The organism is Allohahella marinimesophila, assembly GCF_039538005.1.
Taxonomy (GTDB): domain Bacteria; phylum Pseudomonadota; class Gammaproteobacteria; order Pseudomonadales; family Oleiphilaceae; genus Allohahella; species Allohahella marinimesophila.
Map to the genome: position 1 here is coordinate 1 of NZ_BAABBO010000023.1, position 23,396 is coordinate 23,396.

At 55.1% G+C, this 23,396-nt stretch carries 12 protein-coding genes and 1 pseudogene; 9 read left to right on the top strand and 4 right to left on the bottom strand.

Going from position 1 to position 23,396, the window contains the following annotated elements:
• The first annotated feature begins 2,689 nt into the window (after positions 1–2,689).
• From ABD735_RS19350 to glgX, 7 genes are all read left to right on the top strand, one after another.
• Positions 2,690–3,046, top strand: a complete 357-nt coding sequence (locus ABD735_RS19350; protein ID WP_344809599.1) for a hypothetical protein — start codon at positions 2,690–2,692, stop codon at positions 3,044–3,046.
• A 113-nt stretch (positions 3,047–3,159) separates the two neighbouring features.
• Entirely contained in the window at positions 3,160–3,924 is a 765-nt protein-coding gene (locus tag ABD735_RS19355) for a 4'-phosphopantetheinyl transferase family protein (protein ID WP_344809601.1), read from the top strand.
• A 270-nt stretch (positions 3,925–4,194) separates the two neighbouring features.
• Positions 4,195–7,173 carry a carbohydrate-binding protein gene (locus ABD735_RS19360; RefSeq protein ID WP_344809603.1) on the top strand — a complete coding sequence of 993 codons (2,979 nt, stop codon included), beginning with the start codon at positions 4,195–4,197 and terminating at the stop codon, positions 7,171–7,173.
• Positions 7,174–7,336: 163 nt separating this feature from the next.
• Positions 7,337–8,122, top strand: coding sequence for a DUF481 domain-containing protein (locus tag ABD735_RS19365; RefSeq protein WP_344809605.1), 786 nt, complete (start codon positions 7,337–7,339; stop codon positions 8,120–8,122).
• 101 nt (positions 8,123–8,223) lie between these two features.
• Positions 8,224–11,391 carry a glycoside hydrolase family 15 protein gene (locus ABD735_RS19370; RefSeq protein WP_344809607.1) on the top strand — a complete coding sequence of 1,056 codons (3,168 nt, stop codon included), beginning with the start codon at positions 8,224–8,226 and terminating at the stop codon, positions 11,389–11,391.
• Positions 11,369–13,675, top strand: a complete 2,307-nt coding sequence (gene glgB, locus ABD735_RS19375; protein ID WP_344809609.1) for a 1,4-alpha-glucan branching protein GlgB — start codon at positions 11,369–11,371, stop codon at positions 13,673–13,675. The genes ABD735_RS19370 and glgB overlap by 23 nt, the downstream gene beginning before the upstream one ends.
• On the top strand, positions 13,647–15,695 hold the full coding sequence (glgX, locus tag ABD735_RS19380; RefSeq protein ID WP_344809611.1) for a glycogen debranching protein GlgX: 2,049 nt from the start codon (positions 13,647–13,649) through the stop codon (positions 15,693–15,695). The genes glgB and glgX overlap by 29 nt, the downstream gene beginning before the upstream one ends.
• On the opposite strand, the gene glgC is transcribed toward glgX, so the two are convergent.
• Positions 15,673–16,950: a glucose-1-phosphate adenylyltransferase gene (gene glgC, locus ABD735_RS19385; RefSeq protein WP_344809613.1), complete on the bottom strand. Its 1,278-nt coding sequence runs from the start codon at positions 16,948–16,950 to the stop codon at positions 15,673–15,675. The genes glgX and glgC overlap by 23 nt on opposite strands.
• A gap of 137 nt (positions 16,951–17,087) precedes the next feature.
• Between glgC and glgA the strand changes: the two genes are divergently transcribed.
• Both glgA and ABD735_RS19395 read left to right on the top strand, forming a co-directional pair.
• A complete protein-coding gene (gene glgA, locus ABD735_RS19390; RefSeq protein ID WP_344809615.1) occupies positions 17,088–18,587 on the top strand; it encodes a glycogen synthase GlgA in 1,500 nt (499 codons plus the stop codon).
• Positions 18,587–19,084, top strand: coding sequence for a DUF6231 family protein (locus tag ABD735_RS19395; RefSeq protein ID WP_344809617.1), 498 nt, complete (start codon positions 18,587–18,589; stop codon positions 19,082–19,084). The genes glgA and ABD735_RS19395 overlap by 1 nt, the downstream gene beginning before the upstream one ends.
• 7 nt (positions 19,085–19,091) lie before the next feature.
• On the opposite strand, the gene ABD735_RS19400 is transcribed toward ABD735_RS19395, so the two are convergent.
• The 3 genes and pseudogenes from ABD735_RS19400 to ABD735_RS19410 form a co-directional block, all read right to left on the bottom strand.
• Complete coding sequence (locus tag ABD735_RS19400) at positions 19,092–20,276, bottom strand: lipocalin-like domain-containing protein (RefSeq protein WP_344809619.1); 1,185 nt, start codon at positions 20,274–20,276, stop codon at positions 19,092–19,094.
• Positions 20,273–22,822, bottom strand: coding sequence for an FtsX-like permease family protein (locus tag ABD735_RS19405; protein WP_344809621.1), 2,550 nt, complete (start codon positions 22,820–22,822; stop codon positions 20,273–20,275). The genes ABD735_RS19400 and ABD735_RS19405 overlap by 4 nt, the downstream gene beginning before the upstream one ends.
• A pseudogene (locus tag ABD735_RS19410) lies at positions 22,816–23,391 on the bottom strand (ABC transporter ATP-binding protein); the annotation flags it as partial. The gene ABD735_RS19405 and the pseudogene ABD735_RS19410, both read right to left, overlap by 7 nt.
• Positions 23,392–23,396: the final 5 nt, after the last annotated feature.

A 23,396-nucleotide genomic window follows, 5' to 3' on the forward strand; every position in this document is an offset into this window, starting at 1 on the left:
AGCAGCGGGGCTTTTTTTATGGCTGAGTAGTGTACGAAGTCTTTGTTATATAGGCCTTTTGTACTATTTCGGACGATCAAAGGAATCTAACGTTTCTCTATGTAAATCTATGTATCTGCGTCAGTTTGACGGGGCTGTCTGTATTAGTACTGTAAGTTTAAAGGCTTAACAGATGTACATTGTAAGTGATCAGGACGTGAGCCGGAGCGGAACGCTGTCAGCGATACGTTTTTCCTACATAAGCAAACAGTGAAACACACGAACCCTTAGTACTATCAATCCACGAACTGCAGCGGAACTCGGTGTTTTACGAGAATTACGAGTACCGCTGACGAAGTTTGATCGCCGCCACCACCCATGAAGACATGGCAAACATGCATCGGGAGGTCGCAAATAAAACTTTCGCTAAAAAGTGGATCACTATGCAAGCCAACATCACGAACATGACCCGCGCAATAGGTTTCGCCGCCTTTCTGCCAATACTTTTCTCTGCCGAAACGGCTTTTGCAGCAACGCCAACTGGCCTGACGCTGGAAAAAAGCACACACCAGACTATTGGCGGTCGAGGTGACAATTTCACGCTGACCTGGGCAAAAGATGGCTCGACTCTCGTCACAATGGATGACGGCAACTGGTTCAGCAATACAGCCAATACCTACAGTCATACTATCTACCGAATCAACTATCCGAGCTCTACCTCCAGCAATTTCAGCATGGCTAACGTCAGCAGGTTGCAGAACTATCCGAATTTTGCCTATAAGAAGAGCTGCTCGTTCGGTTATGGACTGCTGTCAGTAGATGGTGTTATCTACAGCATGGTCAGCCGTTGCTCCGGTATTAACTGGAACCAATTTTATGGCATGAAGCTGTTGAAATCATATGACAACGGCAGCACCTGGTATCTTGTCGACAAGAACGGCGGCGAAGATTACATGGGCGCCTGGGACTCAGAGCGTGATAGCCGTGACAGCAGCGAATACTTTTTCTACAAGGGCAATGGTGTTACGCATTGGGACAGTGCCAAAGGTAACGTCACGTACTATCCATTCGTTTACAACACCTTCGTACAGGCTGGTAAAGATTATCAGCACGGCTTACAGCGCGATGGCTACATCTACATCTACTCGCCAGATCCTTCCCACGCTTCAAAGGTCAACATGGCGCGCGTCAAGCATCATGACATCGGCGTGCGTGCGAACTGGGAATATTTCACCCGTTACGATAGCAACGGCAATCCTCAGTGGACCAAGGATATCAACCAGCGTGGAGTATCTTATAGCCTGAGACGAACCGACAGCGCAGGTAACCCAATCAGCTGGTACTCGGGTCTGCCTGACATCGTTTACAACGAGGGGCTGGACAAATACATCATGGTTAATGGCGGCATGTACGCCAAAACCTATAACGGTACTGATGCTGGCAAGAACAATGGTTCAGGCTCGTTGACCTTCTACTCGTCCGACAACCCTTACGGGCCATGGAAAGAGTTCAAGCACATTGATCATTTCACTGCGACCTCAAGTGTCGAGCGTACCTACCAGCCGAAGCTTGATCCAAAGAACATCAGCAGTGATGGCACAAGAATGACCCTTATCTGGTCTGATCATGCCGGACCGTTTGACACCAAGTATTACACCTTCAACCAGATGAAGATCAAACTTAGTGTTGGTACCGATGACGGTGGATCCAGCGGTGGCTCAACAGGTGGTGGATCGACTGGTGGTACTTCAGGTGGTGGTACATCAGGTGGCGGAACAACTACTCCGCCATCGTCTGGGACCGTAAGAATTACAGACTCTAATGTCGAAGCCGAAGCGCTTACGCTGAGCGGCTACACTATAGAGCGTGGCGATAGCGGTAGTATCATCAAGGTCGGATCGTCGGGCGGAAGCGCCACTGGCAGCATGTCCATGATCTTTGGCAAGAGTTCTGGCAAATACGACGTCAACGTTCGTGTGTTGGCTGAGAACGATGGCCAGTCGAACCTCAAGCTGTATGTGAATGGTAAATATATTGCTACCAAGACCTTCCCCAAGGTTGCGAACTACGCCACCCTGAGCTTCGGTGATGTCAGCATCAACTCGGGTGATACGGTCAAGATCGTTGGTCAGAAGGACGGCTACGCGACGTTTGCACGGGTCGACAGTATTTCGTTCGCTACTGCTGGTGGCACTTCGACACCGACACCAACTCCGACGCCGACCCCGACCCCGACTGAGCCAACTGGTGGTGGAACGGCCACTGTCGTATCGACGATAGAAGCTGAATCTATGTCACTCAGTGGCTTTACAGTAGAGCACTCAAGACAGATCAAGGTGAGCAGCAGCGCACCGAACGCGAGTGGCAGTGCGAGGGCGACTTTCAACGGGAATAGTGGCACTTATACCGTCAAGATCGATGCAATTGCCGAGAATGATGGACAGTCCACGATAGAGCTGCATGCCGGCGGCAAGCTGGTTGGTGCCAAGCGTCTTTCGCGAGTCGCAAAGGACGAGACACTTGTATTCTCCGGTGTTTATCTCAGCAAGGGGCAGGAGCTGAAAGTTGTCGGTCATAAAGACGGCTGGGCGACCTTTGCACGGATCGACAAGGTTCGAATAGAGTCTGGTAGCTCGACTTCCAGTCCTACTGCGCCTACCGCTCCAACTACGCCTACCGCTCCAACTNAAGCGGAGAAGGTAGTTCTTCCATGTCAATGGAAGCAGAAGCCATGTCGCTGAGCGGTTACAAGATCGAAGGCAACGCTCGCATCACCCTGTCCAGTTCGGCTCACAATGGAACCGGCTCTGCGAGCTTCGCGTCCAAGGTCAAGGCTGGAACCTACACGGTTGGCGTGAATGTGCTGGCAGAAGATGATGGACAATCCAAGGTGTCGCTGTATGTCGATGGAGCCTATGTTGGCCAGCAGACTTTCCCTAAGGTGGTCGGTTATCGGACGCTGAACTTCAACAACGTCTCCCTTAAGTACGGTCAGACTGTCAAACTGGTCGGTCAGAAAGACGGCTACGCCACGTTCGCCCGTATCAATAAGGTCGACATCAACTGATGATGTAAGCGCAAGCGCAGTGTACCCCGAGCACCGTCCAGCAATGGCCGGTGCTTTTTTATGTTCGGATGGTTTTGGCCCGGTATACTGGAGCTTATACTCAGGGCTCATATATGATTCTCCAACCCAACACTGTCGGGATATATCTGATATCACTCTCCGGTGAAATTGACAGTGTTCAACACAGTCTCGACTCGCTTTCTCCGGCAGAGCAGCAACGGGCGGCATTGATCACACCTCCACGTGCTCGTCGTCGCTTTGAGCTGGCGCGCTTTTACCTGCGGCAACTGCTCGGTGAACGACTCGACATGGCACCTTCAGCGGTCCCGATTTCAATAGGCTTGAATGGCAAGCCTGAGTTGGCGCTGGACCACGCTCGATTCCCTTGTCATTTCAGCCTCTCTCACTCTGGCGGCTGGGTCGCTATTGCAATATCTTCCGAACCGGTCGGGGTAGATCTCGAGACTCGCTGCCCATCCACTTGGAAGGGGATTGCACGCCGATTTTTCACTCCGTCAGAGCAGCAGTGGCTGGAAACGGCTGACGATCAACAGAATGCTTTCGTGGCCGCCTGGACCATGAAGGAGGCCGCGGTGAAATTGTATGGCGACAGATTGCTCACTGGCCTGCGAGCATTTCAAATTCAGAAAAAAGGGTGGGTGGGTGGTGAATTCTCAGCCCAGCGAGCCCTCATTGCTGCCTCTACCTGGTGTTTTCCTCGCAATCTCTGGCTGTCCGCTACCGTTTTCCGGGAACAGGCTGTGAACAATACTTTATATTCAGTGTTTGAAAAGACCGCAGCGGAAGATTGGCTAATAAATGAACGAGAGTTAAATCAGTATCTTATGGTTCGTTCATGTGCAAGCGAACAAGATTGATTTAGGGAACTGATCGCGCTTTCTGAGTAGATCATAGGCATTTACCCCAATTGGACGATTCTCCGGATCACCACCTTCCATATACTCCCGGCACTTGGCAAAAATAAGACGATGCCAGAACGAGATGCTGATCTGCATTTTCGGATTCGGATGGAATTGAGACTCTACTCTATGCCGTACGGACTCTGCCGCACGATCAGCAGTATCGCGTCCGCGTAACCATCCCGAGTATGTACGCGGCTTAACCCAAAATTTGGTGAAGTAATCATTATGCTATTCAAGAACTTCCATGCGTCAACAATTGCCAGGATCGCCTGTCTTCTGCCGACGCTGGCAATGGTGCCGACTCTTGAGGCTGCGACGCCCACGAGTTTATCGCTTGAAAAAAGTACGCATCAGAAAATCGGTGGCCGTGGTGATAACTGGACACTGACCTGGGCCAAGGATGGTTCTACGCTGGTCACTATGGACGATGGTAACTGGTTCAGTTCCTCTTCGAACACCTACAGCCATGCGATCTACCGGATCAATTATCCGAGTGCCAATTCCAGCAATTTCAGCATGTCTAATGTGAGTCGTCTGACCAATTACCCGACGTTCTCATACAAGAAAAGCTGTTCATTTGGTTACGGTCTACTGTCAGTTGATGGTGTCATCTACAGTATGGTGAGTCGCTGCAGCGGCGTGAACTGGAATCAGTTTTACGGTATGAAGCTGTTGAAATCTTATGATAACGGCAACACCTGGTATCGGGTCGACAAGAACGGTGGCGAAGATTATATGGGCGCCTGGGACGCCAACCGGGATAGCCGAGATAGCAGTGAGTACTTCTTTTATAAGGGTAAGGGCCATACGCACTATGACAGTGCCGTGGGCGCCATGACCTACTACCCATTCGTCTACAACACCTTCGTACAGGCCGGCAAGGACTACCAGGAAGGTTTAAACCGTGATGGTTACGTCTACATTTACAGCCCGGACCCTACGCATGCTTCCAAGATCAACCTTGCACGCGTAAAACACTACGAGTTGGACGTTCGCGCAAACTGGGAATATTTCAAGTATTACGATACAAGCGGCAACCCGGTCTGGACCAGCAACATCGATGACAGGGGTGTGACTCACTCTCTGCGCAGAACTGACAGCAGTGGCAATCCGATCAGTTGGTACTCGGGTCTGCCGGATGTCGTCTATAACAAGGGCCTCGGCAAGTACATCATGGTCAATGGCGGCATGTACGCCAAGACCTATAACGGCACTGATGCCGGCAAGAACAACGGATCTGGCTCCCTCACTTTCCACTATTCGGACAACCCTTACGGTCCCTGGAAAGAGCTTCGCCATATCGATCACTTCACGGCAACCAGCAGCACTGAGAGAACCTATCAGCCGAAGCTGGATCCGAAGAACATCAGTAGTGATGGCACCAGAATGACGCTGATCTGGTCAGATCATGCAGGTCCGTTCTCCAGCAATTACTACACCTTCAATCAGATGCAGATCAAGATTGGAGTCGACTCGGACAGTGGATCTGGTGAGTCTGGTGGATCAGGTGGCGGTACTTACGTACCACCTACGGTCCCTTCTACTGGCGGACCGGTGGTTGGCTCAAGTGCTGAGGCTGAAAAGCTGGCGCTTAATGGCTACAGTATCGAGAATGGCAGTCGAATCAAGGTAAGCTCGTCGGCAGCTAACGCAACTGGTAGTGCGCAGATGAGCTTCGGCCAGGACTCTGGAACCTACGATATCAATGTCAAGGTGCTGGGCGAAGACGACGGTCAGTCAACCGTAAAACTGTACGTGAACGGCAAATACATCGGCACGAAAACTTTCCCGCGCAAGAATGCTTTCTCTACCCTCAGCTTCTCGGGTGTTGCCCTGAGCAAGGGGGACGTCATCAAGCTTGTAGGTCAGAAGGATGGCTACGCCACTTTTGCCAGAATCGATGGTGTCAGTTTCAGTCAGGGCGGCTCTACCGCTCAGCCTGAACCAACCACGCCAACCAACCCGACGTCGCCAACGAACCCGACCCCGACGACTGGTGAAATTGCTGGCAAAACCCTTTCGCTGAATGGCTACAAGATTCAGTCGAACGGATTGATCGCCGTGAGCACTTCGGCTTCAAATGGCACCGGTAGTGCGCAACTGAACTTTGCCCAGGCTTCTGGCAGCTACAACGTCAATATCCGTGCCCTGGGTGAAGACGATGGTCAGTCCACCGTCAAGCTTTACGCCAATGGCAAGTACATTGGTGTTCGTACCTTCCCGAGGAAGGCCGCTTACACGACGCTTTCCTTCTCTGGCGTGCAGATCAACAAGGGCGATGTCGTCAAGATGGTCGGTCAGAAAGATGGCGGTGCAACCTTCGCAAGAATCGAGAGCATCAGTTTCGCTAGCCAGGGCTCGTCGACGCCAAGTGCGCCATCCACAGGTGGTGGTACTTCAGCAGGCTTCAATTCAAGTATCGAAGCAGAGGCCATGACACTGAATGGCTATAGCATCGAAAGCGGCGACCGCATCAAAGTATCGAGCAACTCGGCAAATGCGACCGGTTCAGCGGCCGCGACCTTCACTGGCACCTCAGCGCGCTACACTGTGAATGTCGATGCCATTGCTGAAAACGACGGTCAGTCGACGATCGAATTGTATGTCGCTGGCAGTCGTGTAGGCTCCAAGAAGTTGAGTCGTGTTGCTCGTGATGAGACTTTGTCTTTCAACGACGTCGCGATCAACAACGGTCAGGAAATCAAGTTGGTTGGTCGTAAGGACGGCTACGCGACTTTTGCCAGAATCGATAAAATCCGGCTTGGCGGCGGTTCCGGAAGCATCAGCAATCCTGAGCCTTCTGCGCCAACGACGCCTACCTCACCAACGGCAGGCGGAGGTTCTTCAATGGACGTGGAAGCTGAGAAGATGTCCTTGAGTGGTTACCGTATCGAAGGTGGCGCCCGTATCGTGCTGAGTAGTTCAGCCTCAGGCGGTACTGGTTCGGCTTCGTTTAGCTCTACAGTGGCCAGCGGGTCTTATGATGTCGTAGCGCGGGTACTGGCAGAGAACGATGGACAGTCCCAGCTGAGCCTGTATGTCGATGGTGCCTACAAAGGGCAGCAGACATTCCCGCGGGTAGTAGGCTATCGTGATCTGACCTTCAGCAATGTGTCTTTGAAGCCTGGCCAGACCATCAAGTTGGTCGGTAAGAAAGATGGCTATGCGACCTTTGCACGCGTCGACAAGGTCACTATTCAGTAGACCCCTTGTTGCACTCACCAGATCCGGCGCTGCTGCAGCGTCGGATTTTTTTTGTCTGAAGCATTTGTCTTCGTAACACAGCAAGTCCCCATACTGGCGCGGCATTTAGCTGACTATTGTCTTCTGCCTAGGCAGAGTCGTTTAATGAGAAGTGAGTTCTTTCATGATCAAAGTTTTTTCAGGTGGTACCAGGTATTCAGGGCAGGACGATTTAACGCCATGGAAGGCGGCGCCATCTCCGGGCCGTATGTCGTTTCTAATGGCTGGTTTTATCGCTGCTTTGCCAGCGATGGCTGCCGAGCCACCGCCAGAGTGGAGTGGCATTCTCCAGGCTGGTCTTGTGATGACCAGTGGCAACTCGGACACTCAAACACTGTCCGGCAAATGGACATTGGTGCGAGAGGTTGAAAACTGGCGGTCGAATCTCCGCCTCGAAGGGATTAATCAGAGCAATGATGATGAGCGGAGTATCGAACGTTATCTTGGCGCGCTGCAACAGGACTACAAGTTCAACGAGCGGCAATACGCATTTTTGCGCAGTGAGTACATGACCGAACGATTTACCGGTGTCGAATATGAACTCACAGCAGCCTTTGGTTACGGTCACAGGCTAGTCGATACCGAAACCCAGCAGCTGGAGATTGAATTTGGCCCTGGTTATCGTAGGACGCAGCTGGAGGAAGGTGGCGAAATTACTGAAGAAGCTATCATCCGCTCCTCTCTGGGATATCTCTGGGAAATAAACGACTCGGCTCGCTTCGAGCAAGAGTTGACCAACGAGACCGGTTCTGAAAAGAGCGTCACCAAATCCTTGTCTACCCTGCAGACCAAGGTGAGCAATGATATCTCACTGAGCGTCGGCTACACGGTCAGGCATACGAGTCAGGTGCCGGTCGATAAGGAGAAGGTAGACACTGAAACCACACTCTCGCTCGCGTATGCCTACTGATTTTCCAAGCTCGTGATTTTGTAAGTTGTTCGGACATGGCACTGCTGGCGACTGGGAGTTATAGTCAGCTGTAAATGTGGGTTAAGGGACAGGACAGCTGCATGGATCTCGATAGTGGGTTAAGCCGGCTTTATCGGGAGATTTCCGATATCGTCTTGAGTCGACAGCACCCCGTAACAGGACTCTTTCCTGCGAGTACGGCTGTGACTACGCATGGAAACTACCAGGATGCCTGGGTGCGGGACAACGTCTATACCGTTATCTGCATCTGGGCTTTATCGCTGGCTTGTGCGAAACGTGGGTGGCGGAGTGAGCAGGATGTGATGGCACAGTCCACCATCAAGCTCATGCGAGGTCTCATGCAGAGTATGATGCGGCAGGCGACCAAGGTTGAACGTTTCAAGCATTCGCAGGATAAGCTGGATGCCCTCCATGCCAAGTACGACACTGCCAGCGGCCTGACGGTGGTGACCGATGAGGCCTGGGGGCATCTGCAGCTCGATGCCACGTCACTCTATCTTCTCATGCTCGCTCAGATGACGCGAAGTGGCCTGCGGATCATCACTACGCTGGACGAAGTTCACTTTATCCAGAATCTCGTTTACTACATAGCGACCGCATATCGAACGCCGGATTTTGGTATTTGGGAGCGTGGTAATAAGATCAACGACGGTAAGACCGAAATCAATGCGAGCTCGCTCGGCATGGCGAAATCAGCCTTGCGAGTCATGGATGGCTTCAACTGTTTTGGCAAGGATGGTCCGGAAGAGGCCTGTATTCACGTTGTGAGCGATGCAGTGGCTCACGCAAGATCAGTACTGTATGCCTTGCTGCCGAGAGAATCCTTGTCCAAGGAGGTCGACTCGGCACTGCTGTCGGTCACCGGGTTTCCCGCCTTTGCGGTTGGGGAACCTGAATTGCTGGCGCTGACTGAAGAAAAGATTCGTGAGAAGCTCGGCGGTGCCTATGGCTATAAACGTTTTCTGCTTGATGGTCATCAGACGGCCATTGAAGATTTGAGCAGGATTCATTACGAACAGTCCGAGCTGGTCAATTTCGAAAATATTGAAAGTGAGTGGCCGCTCTTTATCTGTTTTGAATACCTCAACGCTTTATATGCCGGTGAAACTGTAGTGGCTTCAGCGTATCGTCGGCGACTTGAGTCGCTCGCGATCAAGCGCGATGGCGTTGCCTTGCTGCCGGAACTCTTTTCCGTGCCGCTAGGTTCTATCGACGCAGAGAAGGCTGAGCCAGGTTCCCAGCCGCGTGTCGCGAACGAGAACCTGCCGTTGATCTGGGCCCAGAGTCTGTTCTACACCGGTCAGTTGCTGGAGTCCGGGTTGCTGACGCCGGATGATCTCGAATGCAGTGGCCTGCGAAAAAACCGATCGCAGACCCATGAGACACAGATCGCTCTGGTTGTGCTGGCTGAAGATGACGGCGTAAAAGCCAGGTTGGACGCTGCCAATGTACTGAGCGAGACCTTGAGGGATATTGCGCCCGTGCGGGTGGTGGCCGCCAATAATCTCGGCGACATTTATGCAGGCGTTGGCGCTTCTCCGGCACTTGGTTTGAGTGGCCGACCGCGACGAAGCTTGCAGAGTTTGATGACTTCACAGACTTTTGTCATCGAGGGTAATGAGTTTCTGTGTCTCTCGTGGCTGCAGAGCTTTACACAGGACTATCGCACGGCAGATGGTCGCCTGCTGGCCTTGATGCTGGAATGGGAGATCGACTATACGCTGCAGCACTGGTTTTATGATGAAGTGGCTGTGATTACGGTGCTGGCCACCGAGAGTATGTTAAGCAGTAGCGACAGTTCGGAACTCATGAAATATCTTCGTGCGTTGCAGCAGCGCTCGAAATCGAAGGCCGTCGGTTACGCGACTGCTTCGCTGGCTGTGAGGGCATCACGACGTCACCATCTCGGTCCATCGGCCCACCACGCGGACGCTCAGAACACTCACCTTCTGGCAGCGCTTGGGCGACTGTCGACGGCATCGGAACAGTCAGCTGTCGGGAGGGCTTCGTTAGTGTCGTCGCAATTGGCGAAGAGCGACCTAACGCAGTGGGCAGCGATCACAGAGACGTTCAGTCGAGATGAGCGCAAGCAACTCTATCAGGCCGCTCTGCGCTCCGGCCACTGGATGCTCGGTCGCTGTCTATTCGTTGCACTGGGGTATGAGCATCGCGATACCAGTGAGGCCATCGTATGGCTGTGTTCACGTCATATCACGCTGATCATCGGTCGTGCCGCATCCGGATCAATCATGCTGAGCGGGCTGCAGTCGATCCGCCTGGCCGCGGAGCTGTTCTATCCAGACACCATGTTGCCAGTCGAAAGGACCGTGACGGCTGAGGTATTGGTCACACTCGGTGCTATAGCACGGACACAACCAGATTTACTGGAAGGGTTGCGAACCATCGAAGTCAGCACGCTTCTGGATCAAGCCGCGAGGACTGGGAGCGCTGACCAGTCTGACCAGGACGAGAAGCAGCACGAAAGTCTGCTCAGGACACTCTTGTCATGGTCGCCCTCGAAGCTGGTGAGCACGCTGACCACGCTTCTGCGAGACCAGAGGGCCCGGTATCAGCAGGCAGTCGATTCCTCGTTCTCCTTTCTTGGTTTTGGACACGACGATATGGGCATTGCGAGGGGAGGGCGCAACGGAGACGCTTCTGGCAGCGAACCACTAGCGGGCGTGGATGTTTCAGCCAACTGGTTCCAATGGCGTTTGACACAGGGCCTGCTGACCCGCCTTGAGCCGGCTTTTCTCGAAGCGCTCTGGCATGTCCTGGATCAGCTGCCCGCCATCGTTTTTTCGGATGCCGCCACTACCAATGCCGTACTCCATTGCGAGACGGTCCGAGGCTCCACGACCGCTGGGGAAGAAAGCTTTGCCCAGATGATCGACCAACTGCTGGGCCGGGTTCATCCGGCCTACTACCGGACCGCCGTCATCGAAGCGCTTGGTGCACTCGCCCAGTTCTGCCAGTCGCAGCCGGAATATGTATTTATCAGGCCCTTGCATCTGCCAGAGTTGCTAGACAATGCAGCCTCGTACTACGTGCGCGTGTCCACTTCCAATGCCGCCTCGGTTGAGATTCGTAGTCTCGATCTCATGCTCGAGGCCGCGCCGTCGACAGTCAACGCCTGCTTACTGGCGTGTCTTAGTGGCGATCCACTTGCTCTCAACGGTCCTGGCGAGCCTGTAAAGCCAGGCGTAGCTATCCCAGGAGACAGCCATGATACAGCCGAGTCAGTATGAGGATTTGCAGGAACCGTTGCTGAACGATCTGTTAGCCACCCGCTGCGCCAGACCATTCGACGTGCTTGGCTGGCATGTACGGCAGGCGGATTCTGGCCCCGACCGGCCCGGGAGGCCCGCAGTGCTGACCGCCTGGTATCCGGATGCGCAGCGTGTCGAACTGTTGGGTCGGGTCCGTGACGGCGCTATCGCCGAACTCGATCCGATCGCTGATGGCCTGTTTCAACTTGACGGCGGGACGCTGTCTTCCAGCCAGCTGAGGGAAGTCGAGGCAGGGCCCGTGCGGTATCGAGTTCATTACGAAAGTGCCGTGGTGATTCGTATCGACCCATACGCCATACCCGGTATGAGCTTCGACGAAGTCGAGTTCGATGCCGCGACGCTGTACAGACAGCAGGGGGCGCAACTCAGGACCGGTCGGCAGGGCGATTGTGAGATCAGGGGCGTCCGTTTTGCAGTGTTCGCGCCGCATGCCAGATCCGTCAGTCTTGTCGGTGATTTTAATCTCTGGGATGGGCGTGCCCATCCGATGGGGGCTTCCGGCGACGGTATCTGGCGCCTGTTTCTGCCTGAAGTCGAGATCGGGGCCGGGTACAAGTATGAAATCCGCACGACTGAAGACGAGATTCTGCCGCTGAAGACTGACCCTTTTGGCTACAAGATCGATCAGTATCCTTCATTCGCCAGCCGCGTTTTCGACCATGATGCCTTCCGCTGGGAAGACGAGGCCTGGCGTGAGCGTGAGCCATTGAAGCCTGTTAGCGCTCCAATAAATATCTATGAAGTGCACCTCGGGTCCTGGCGCCGTGATGGCAAGCGAGGCTTGAGCTATTCGGAACTTGCCACGGTACTGATCGACTATGTCGTCGGCATGGGTTACACCCATATCGAACTGCTCCCCGTCAGTGAGTTTCCCTATCCCGCGTCCTGGGGTTACCAACCCGTTGGCCTTTACGCGGCGACCAGCCGCTATGGCACGCCCGATGAACTCAAGTCACTGATCAATGAGGCTCACAAGGCGGGCATTGGCGTTATCGTGGACTGGGTGCCGGCACATTTTCCGACAGATGATCATGGCCTGGCCAACTTCGATGGCACGGCCCTTTACGAATATCCGGATCCTAAAAAGGGCTGGCATCCGGACTGGAAATCACTGATCTATGACTTTGGCCGGGAACATGTCTGTCAGTACCTGATCAGCAACGCGATGTACTGGCTCGACGTGTTCCACATCGATGGCCTGAGGGTCGATGCAGTGGCTTCCATGATCTATCTCGACTATTCACGAGGACCGGGACAGTGGACGCCGAATGCTGAAGGGGGCAATCACAATCTTGAAGCGATTGCGTTTCTTCGACGGCTGAATACGACACTGTATCTTAACCATCCCAATGCCCTGATCATCGCTGAGGAATCCACTGCCTTCCCTGGGGTCACGAAGCCAGTCGACGACGGTGGGCTTGGATTCGGTTTCAAATGGAATATGGGCTGGATGAATGACACGCTCAGATACATGCATCGTGATCATGTGTACCGGCGGCACCATCACACGGAGCTGACCTTCAGCCTGATGTACGCCTGGTCAGAAAATTTTGTGCTGCCTTTTTCACATGATGAAGTCGTACACGGGAAGGGCTCCATGCTGCGCAAGATGCCTGGTGATCAATGGCAGAAATTCGCCAATCTTCGGGCGCTGGCGTGCTATCAGATCATGCATCCGGGGAAGAAGCTCAATTTCATGGGCAACGAATTTGGTCAGGACGCGGAGTGGAACCATGATGCGGCCCTCGACTGGCGCAGCTGCGACACGGCTGACCGATGTGGTGCCTTGCACAGGGGCTTGCAGTCCTGGCACAGAGACCTCAACCATCTCTATCGTGAGCAGCCGGCACTGTATGAGCGTGACAACGAAGTCGGCAGCTTTCGCTGGCTGGTGGTAGACGATACCCGAAACAGCGTCATTGCCTTCGCGCGCTATGGCAGAGATGGCGAATGGCTGGCCTGCATCATCAATCTGACGCCGGTGCCACGCACTGCGTATCGTGTAGGCTTGCCAGTAGCCGTCGATATGGAGGTGTTATTGAATTCGGACAGCCACTATTACGAAGGCAGCAACTTCGACCTGGGGAGTCGTTTGGAATTGGAGGCCGTCGCAGCGCACGGGTTTGAACAATCCCTGCTGCTGGACATTCCACCTTTGTGCGGCATCGTACTCAAACCGCTGGCTAGCAATCATATGGCAGGGGAGAATCTGGTTGAAGGGACAAGTTCTGGTGGCGACTGACAGTAGATATGGGCAACACTGGCGCCCCGGTGTATGGCTTGATGAGGGTGGCTGTCTATTCGTCATCCATGCACCGGCCCTTGATCTGCAGCTCGAACTTCGTCTCTATGACGATCAGGAGCATATTCAACAAGCCTTGCCGCTGCAGCTGCGTCAAGGCCCTCTCCAGGGCATCTACGTGCCTGAGGTGCGCCCGGGGCAGCTCTACGCCTATCGTAGCGTCCGGCATGGCAAGACACTGATCGATCCCTATGCGCGGCTGTTGAATCGCACCCTCGAGTGGGGCAGCGCATTGCTGGGGTTAGATAGCCAGAGCAGCGAAGACTCTGATGCTCTCGTTCCTAAAAGTGTGGTGAGGGCCGTCGAGCCTGAGGCGCGGCCCATGAACCGGCCAATCGTGCTGCCGCAGCAGCGCGTGATCTATGAGCTGCATGTCAAAGGTTTCAGTATGCTGAACCCTGAAGTGCCGGCCGATATTCGAGGGCGTTATGCTGGCTTGGCTCACTCAGCCAGTATTGCCTATCTCAAATCACTTGGTATCACCACTGTTCAGTTGATGCCCTGCATGAGTTTCATGAGCGAGGCCCACCTCGTGGCTCGTGGTCTTTCGAACTATTGGGGATACAATCCCGTCAATTTCTTCGCACCTGACTGGCGCTATGCGCTCGCGGATCCGATTCAGGAGTTTCGCGACATGGTCGATGCGCTACATTCGGCTGGTCTCGAAGTGCTCCTCGATGTCGTGTACAACCACACTGCCGAATCAGATGCCCAAGGTCCAGCATTTAGCTTCAAGGTTTTGGACAAGGCGGGCTACTACAGACTCACGCCTGAGGGCTCGCTGGAAAACTTTTCCGGTTGCGGCAACAGCTTCAGAAGCGACAGCCCCGCCGGCCTGAGGCTGATCATGGACAGTCTGCGATACTGGTACGGCAGCATGGGGGTGGACGGCTTCCGCTTCGATCTTGGGAGTAGTCTTGGCCGAGTGAGCAGAGACAGGCAGCATGACTTCAGTCCTGACAGTCCGTTCTTCAATGCCGTGGCACAGGATCCAGTGCTTTGCCAGGCCTTGATGTTGGCAGAGCCATGGGATCTTGGGCCAAATGGTTATCAGCTTGGCAATTTCCCCCCAGGCTGGCTCGAGGTCAACGATCGTTTCCGAGATGGCATGCGGGCGTTCTGGAGAGGCGACGAGATGTTGCCCGGCGAAGTGGCGCATTTACTGATGGGCAGCAGGCGATACTTTGACAAAAGCAGCAGGCCTGCGCATACCAGCGTCAACAATGTGAGCTATCACGACGGATTTACCCTCGAGGATCTCGTCAGTTATAACGAGCGGCATAATCTCGCCAATGGTGAGCAGAACCGGGACGGTCATGGTCACAACCTCAGCGAGAATCACGGGGCGGAAGGCCCTAGCACTGATGAAGCGGTGTTGCAGGCTCGACATCTGCACAAGCTCAATTTACTGCTAAGCCTGCTGTTCGCTCGCGGCACACCCCACCTGCTGGGTGGCGATGAACGAGGACGGACCCAGCTCGGTAACAATAACGCGTACTGCCAGGACAACGAGATCAGTTGGCTCGACTGGCGCAAGGGTAGCGATCTGGTCCCCGTGGTGCAGGCTTTACTAGGTATCAGGCAGCAGCTCGGCAGCCTCGGTAGTATCGTGCTGCCAGATGAGAACTGGTTCGGCGAGTCGAATGTTTGCGGGGTCGAGTGGCGAACTGACCATGGCGCGCCAATGAATGCGAGCGAATGGGAGGAGCCGGGCTGCAGGAGTTTCAGTCTGCTGCTCGAGCGCGCGCCAACAGACGCCAGTGCGTCGCGTGAACGTTGGGCCGTACTGCTGAATGGATCAACCAGGACAACAGCATTCAAGCTGCCATCGATGAGCCCGACGCACAGTTGGCGACCAATGCTGTCTCACGTCCACACCGCCATCACTGAGGCTGCATGCACACTGCCGCCGACGAGCATTCAGGTGCTCCGCGCAATCAGCCAAGTGCTTCCAGCATAGATTGACTGACGAGCACGATGCCATCCGAATTGCGATGAAAACGTTCAGCATCGGCAGTTGCGTCGAAACCGATTTCGGTACCCTCAGGCACTCGGCAGTCGACATCCAATATGACCTTGTTGAGGCGACAATGTCGTCCAATGTCGCAGTTTGGCAGAATGACGCAGTTTTCGATTGAAGCGTAAGAGTTCACTCTTACATTGTTGAACAGAATACTGTTTTCCACGCTGCCGCCCGAGACGATACAGCCAGCAGATACCACCGAATTGGTTGCACTGCCTACACGATTGTCGTGGTTGTGAATGAATTTGGCGGCTGGACGCTGGTAGTGCATTGTCCGAATTGGCCAGCCATCGTCATAGAGGTCGAGCTTGGGCGTGAGTTTGGTAAGGTCCATATTCGCCTCCCAATACGCGGTCAGAGTGCCCACATCGCGCCAGTAAGGCTCGTCCGGATAATGCGGGTTCTGTATGCAGCTTCTGGAGAAGTCATGGGCAATGGTCTTGTGCTTGCCGATGAGGGCAGGGAGGATGTCCTGACCGAAATCATGGCTTGAATCGGGATTTTCGGCATCGTAATCCAGCAATTCATAGATTGTGGACGCATCGAAGATATAGATGCCCATGCTTGCCAGACAGCGTCCCGGTTTGCCGGGTATCTCCGGCGGCTCAGCCGGCTTCTCCACGAAAGAGGTGATGTTGTTCGATTCATCAATCGCCATGACGCCGAATCCACGCGCCTCATGCCTGTCAACCTCGATGCAGCCCACGGTGAGTACGGCACCCGAGTCGATGTGGTCCTGCAGCATCAAGCTGTAGTCCTGCTTGTAGACATGATCGCCCGCCAGTACCAGAATATGGTCGAAACCCCTGTTGTAGATCAGGCTCATATTCTGGAAAACGGCATCGGCAGTGCCCTGATACCAGGTTTGCGCAGCTGTCTGCTGCTGGGCTGGCCACAGCTCGATGAATTCGTTGAAGTCGGGCCGCAGAAAGTTCCAGCCCCGCTGAACATGCTGGTTGAGGGTGTGCGAGCGATACTGGGTGAGCACCGCTATTCGTCTTATGCCGCTATTTACGCAGTTAGACAGTGGGAAGTCGATGATCTTGAATTTACCAGCGATCGGCACTGCCGGTTTGGCGCGATGATCAGTCAACTGCTTGAGTCTGGAGCCCCGCCCGCCGGCCAGTATGACGGCGAGCGTCTTGTTCAGTTCAACATTCAGACCAGGGCTGGGTGCTGCGGTAATCGTCATCTTCCTTCTCTCCCGAATCGCTTCGCAAATCATGTTGCTGCACAATGGATCTCCAGGAACGATGCCACGCAGTCCATTATCCAGGCTGTGGCAGGTCCATGCTATTCAAAGCTTAATCCGTCTGGACACCCTCTAACATGAATATACTTTTTGTCAGCGCTGAAGCCTATCCCTATATCAAGACAGGTGGTCTTGGTGATGTCGTTGGCAGTCTGCCAGAAGCCCTCAGCCAGCCGCCTTTCAATCATAGTGTGAAGATTCTGCTTCCGGCCTACAGGCAGATCAAGATCCAGTTTGACGATCTGGACCTGGTGGCGGAACTCGGTAATCCGTTTGGTTTTGGAGCCATGCGATTGCTACAGGGTAAGCGGGGCAACAAGGGCGCATGCTGCCTCCTACTCGAGTGTGATGTACTGTTTGACCGCGATGGCGGACCCTACATAGATACTGCAGGTCGTGACCATCCTGACAACGCCGAGCGATTCGCTGCCCTGTGTTGGACTGGCGCTGTCATTACGCAGTATGGCGGGCTTATCGGCTGGCAGCCGGATCTGGTGCATGCGCATGACTGGCAGGCTGGCCTGTTGCCCGCCTATCTGAAGGCCTGGGGTATGCGCTATCCTCCGGTGGTTTTTACCATACACAATCTGCAATTTACGGGCGCTTTCGAGCATGCTCAGTATTCAAGGACCTGTCTCCCGGAATCGCTCTACCACATGGAAGGGCTCGAATACTTTGGCCGCTATTCCATGCTCAAGGCCGGGATCGTTTATAGCGACTGGTTGACCACGGTCAGTCCCACCTATGCCAGAGAAATCCAGACACCAGCCTATGGTTGTGGACTCGAGGGCTTGCTGAGCAACAGCAGACACAAACTGGATGGCATCCTGAATGGCGTCGATTATTCCGTGTGGAATCCCGAATCGGACACCTACCTGGCGCAGAACTATGATGTCAGCACCGCCAGCGAGGGCAAGACAGCCAACAAGCGGGCTTTGCAAAAGCTGCTGGGACTCGATCCTGTAGCCGACCAGCCGCTCTTTGGGGTTGTCAGCCGATTGAGTGAGCAGAAAGGTCTGGATTTGCTGGTGAGCTGTGTGGAGCATTTGATGGCTTCGGACGCGCAGCTCTGCTTGCTCGGCTCGGGCGACCCTCTGCTGGAAAAAACCTTCACCTTACTGGCTCAGCAGTATCCGGGTCGAATCGCTACAACCATCGGATATGAAGAAGCCTTGTCTCATCAGCTGCAGGCTGGCTGTGATTTTCTCTTCGTACCTTCTCGCTTCGAACCCTGCGGATTGACCCAGCTCTATGCGCTACGGTATGGCACCATACCGCTTGTCCGGCGCACTGGTGGGTTAGCCGATACCGTGTCGGACGCAGACGATACGACGAGTGCGGACCAGACATCTCCGTCAGACTTTCAGGCCCAGACGGGTATTGTGTTTGGCGACGCCAGTCCCGCAGCGCTCTCTGCGGCTATCAAACGGGCCATCACGCTGTATGATGACCCTCAACGTATGATTGAAGTAAGACGTGCAGCCATGCGACAGGACTTCAGCTGGAAGACTGCTGCCGAAGACTACGTCAGGCTGTACAGTATGCTCGTATCACCAGACATGAGGCCGGAAAGATAATGGAAGTAGCAGAACAGAGCACAATACATGACAGCCCCGTTGGGTTTATCAACGCCTGGGTGCTGGAAAACCGGTTCAGGGAAGTAGCCTTTCTGGGTTCGGCACCACCGCTGTCACCCGCCCAGATGCCTGATGTGCGGCTCAGTGATGCGTCCGGGATGGCACCCCTGGAGTTGTTGGGGTCTGCTATGCCGCCAGACTGCCTCGTGATTTCCGACTACCTCGAGTCCATGCAGGCCGAAGCTGCCACCCAGATGCTCGCCGGCTATCGTAATGCCCTGATCGTCTCGGTCATCGTCTTCGTCGATCTGGCTGAAGCGCCTTTGTCGGCTGGGGATTTCGTGGCGCTGGGCTTTCATCATCGCGCCAGCTTCGTGCATGACGCGCACCGGCTTGAAGCCTTCGAGTACAATATCAACTCCTACAACTTCAAGCGCTTGTGGAATAATTCGGAAAACTGGGCCAATCCTGAAAATTTCGGGAAGTATTGGTGGTAGAGCCGAACTAGTCTGCTGCCCGATAGCCGGTCAATTCCATATAGCCTATGCCAGCTGGGCTGCCTGACATGGGCTCAGCCTCGATTCTGCCTTCCCAGTAAGGAACGGTAGTCTGCATGAACTGCTCCGGGTTATCGGTAGAGAGCGTCCAGCCTAGTTGCAGCTCTGGTAACTCCAGACGCCAGCGTAACGGCAGTACGACGCCGTTTTTGAGGGTCGTCGATTGTAATGGCGTGAGATCAATAGCGCCCTGATCAAGCGTCTGGGCATGCCCATCCGCTGCCACCAAGGTGCCGCTGAAGTTGTCCTGGCCGAGTGCGCTTCGAAGACGATAGATCATGAGTTTCCGCCCGTCGTCGAGATGCAGCGCAAACCAGTCCCAGCCTGTCTGGTCCTCTGCGAGAAATGTCGAACTCCACTCTCTGTCCAGCCAGGCCAGGCCCTCTAGCGCAATTGACCCGTCCTTGGACATAACCCTACCTTCGATCGCGATGTTTGGGTGACTGTAGTAGTAACTGGCCTGACCATCTGAGGACTTCCGACTGTAGCCCTTGTCACCCTGCAACACTATTGGTCCCAATTCACGCAGCTCGAACGCCAGCTGCTTGTCGCCTACCGAAAAGTGCAGTGCCGCCGGGAGCAGGGCACCCGCTTGCCGGCTTTTCAGTAGCCAGTCATCAAGCCAGGCTTCGAAACCATGCTCTAGAATATCATCAACACTGCTGACCCCGGCCTGGCCGATCCCGCCTCGTGCAAAGCGTTGCTCGAACTGATGTCCGCCGGCCTCCGGCAGTAAAACCGGGGGCGACAATGCCGCGTGAGCCATCCAGATGACCGGGCTTTCCCAGCCTTCCGCTCTTGACTCATCGCCCAGGGCAGTGCGGAACAGGGTCCATTGCAGTCCCCAGTCCCGGTCCTGCTCGTCCTTCATGTTGGCGGTGAGATACCACCATTCGATTCTGAATCCGGGGTGCGGTGCATGATCTTGTGGAAACTGGAACTGACGACCGGGAGTAACCTGTCGGAACTCTGCGCTCGCTGAGCTGGCAGACTGGGACGGCGTATTGTGCAAAATGCTGTCGTATTGCTCTGTTCCTCTCGCCTGAGGCTGCGAATGAAGTGAGGCGAGGACTGACGCAATGACAAGATGCTTTCGTAGCTGGCGCCACTGGCGTGCTGGACCGTGTCTCATGTGTCTGCACCCAGCTGATTGATAGCGCCTGACAGCTGACGCCCGAGCCTGACCTGGACCAATGCCAGGGCCCCGACGACCACACCGAAGGAGAGAAGACCGAGCTGTACAAAAGGCAGCCACTCCAGTTCGAGCGGCATGCTCCAGCCAAAGGAGACGATGTTCAGGCGGTTGACCAGCGCCCAGGCGAGCGCGATGCCCAACGGTATGCTGAGCAGCCAGGTAAGCAAGGCCATGGCGATCACAGGGACCATGGTCAGCAGAGCAATCTCGATTCGAGATAGACCGAGTGCTCGCCAGAGGGCCAGCTCCGGCAGACGCTGACTCATGAGACCAAGCAGGGCAGCGAGCAAAGCCACTCCGGCGATGAGTAAGGTCAGCACATTGAGTGCTGCCGTGACCGCAAATGTTCGGTCAAAGATATTCAGTGACATCGTTCTCAGATCGTTCTGGAGGAGCCACTGAGCGGCTGGGATACCGGCCTGATCCAGCGCGGCGGTTGCCAGTGCTTCGCTGTCGGATCTTTCCGGATTCAGCCATAGCGAGGTGCCGAGACCCTCGGCATTCGGCCAGGCTGACTGCATGGCCGCAGCCGGCAGATATAGCGCAAATTCTGCATTGCCATAGTCATGGACGATACCCTCGATGCGCATGTGTACAGCCTCCGACCCATTGTCCACTACGATGGCATCACCGGGCTTGAGCCCACGCAGATAGCTCGCCTGCTCATTGACAAGAACCGGAAGTGGCTGCCTGCTGGCGGCATCGTAAGCCAGCCAGTTGCTGAGCGAACCATCGGCCAGCGGAAGCGACTTACTGTCCGGTGCAGACACATCAAAGCCTCGAATCTGTGTCGGGCGGTTCAGCCATCGCGTTTCGATGCCAGTGCGCTGATGGGCGGCTACAAGCCAGCCCGTCTCAAGTCCACTGGCTATCAGATTCGTAACGATTGAATCAGTGGCAATATGTGGTCCAGAGGTTTGAGTCGGGGCAATGAAAATGTCGGCCGAGAGGCGACTTTCAAGCCAGTCTTCGAGGGCGGTTCTGAAGCTGCCGACCATGAGCTCGATGCCACCGGCGGCGCTGAGTGACAGCAACAGCGCCATCATGGCGGGTCTTAAAGCCGGTAGTTGCACGCTCGCTTCCGCCGCAAGCCAGCGTCGGAACAGCCGGACCCGGTCGCCCCCGCCATCCCGCCCTGGATCAATGGCCGCTGGACTCCAGAAAGACAATCCCCGACGCAGCACAGCTGGCAAAAGCAAGGCCGTACCAAGCAAGGTAAGACCGATGGCAAGAAATCCTTGCGTTGGGTCGACAAGCCCCTGCGCCAGCGTTGCACCGCCGGTAATACACATGAGCAGTCCAAGACCCAAGCCAACGATATCGACCGGCACGGTCGAGCGGAAGCGGCTTACTTTTTTATTTCCGACAATTCTGCTGAGCACTGGCACGGTCACTGCCAGGATAAGTCCTGAAAGACTCAGCAACCATGCCACGCCGATGGTGTCCGGGCGTAGCAGAAGCTGTGCTGGCATTGATGCACCGTAGAGATTGCTCAAAGTTGCGGCTACCTCTGGCAGCAGCGTCAGCGCTATGAAATAGCCAACGCCCAGGCCGATACTGGTACCAGCGATACTCCAAACGACTGTCTCTGCCAGGACGGCGCCCATCAGCCAGCGAAAAGACACGCCAAGATCGAGCAGAACAGAAAAGGTCTGCTGGCGATAGATCAGCGCGAAGCGTTGTGCGCTGAAGACGATAAAAGTGCCGACCACGAAGGCGAGCAAACCCAGCGCATCGAGATGTTGGTGGAGACTGGCTGTCAGCTCCTTCAGATCCGGAACGGTGGTATCCCGTTGCAACCTGAGACCCGTCGGCAGGGCGGCTGCAAGGGCATTGAGCTCCGTTTCGCTGAGAGCGCCTGTTGCCAGATAGCTGAAAACGTCGAGTTCGGCATATTGCGGAAAAAGCGTGCGCGCGGCTGCGATATCCATGAAGGCCGTTTCGCCAGCCGGTGTCGAGGTGTCAATGGTCACTGGTGGTAGCGACTGTCCACTGCGTAGTCGCAGGGGCTCGCCTTCAGCTGCACCGAGGTTTTTTGCTGCACCGGCTGATAGCGTCATCGAATAGGGTGGCTGGATCAGGTCGAGCCAACGATCGCCAGCGTCAGCCCTTGCTCCCCCTGCACCCGGCAGAGCGAGCAGGTCACTGGCGAATATTCGCAACGAGCCGCCATTTTCGAGTCGAACCTGTTCTTCGATGACCGGAAACAGGCTGGTAAAACCCGCCCGGCGCAGATCGATATAATCCTCGGCAGGCACTCCCTGAGACGTGCTGCCTTGTATCCGCCAGGCTATGCTGGCACCAGAAACACGATTCGCTGTCTCGTAGCTGGCGATAGCCTCGGCATTGATGAGCTGCACCGCTGCCCATAGGGCGACGCCGGCCACCAGGCCGGTCATCAGAAACAGACTTTGCCATGGGTGATAGCGATAGTGGCTCAACAAGGTCTTGACCACTGTAAAGCCAGTGCTCGCTCTCAGCACGTCGGCATATCCAGCCGACCAGTTTGAAGCCTGAAGATCGAATTGTGAGTCTCGGCCAGCGGCTGGCTGTGGGTGGCGGTCAGTAGTGCCGCACCCGTGCCGGCGGCCAGCTCAATGAGAAGTCCTGAGACAGTGCTGCTGGTATTGCTGTCCAGGCTGCCAGTCGGCTCATCGGCCAGAATCAGCAGTGGCTTGTGATTGAGGGCACGAGCGATGCCGACCCGCTGCTGTTGACCACCGGATAGCTGGGCAGGATATTTCTGCAGCTGATCGCCAAGCTCGAGCGTTTCGATGAGAAAGGCTTCATGCTCAGGGTCAACACTTTGGTTCAGTGCTGCCATGAGACGGATATTATCCATCACGCGGAGCGTCATGATCAGACGAAACTGCTGGAAGATAAGGCCAATGTGTCTGCGGCGGAAATCAGCGAGTGCGGCGTCGCTCATATTGCCTAGATGATGACCCGAAATGAATATTCTACCGGCGTCCGGCTGAACGAGTCCGGCTACGAGTTGCAACAGCGTGCTCTTGCCGCTGCCACTTTCGCCAGTCAATGCGGCCGACTTGCCAGCAG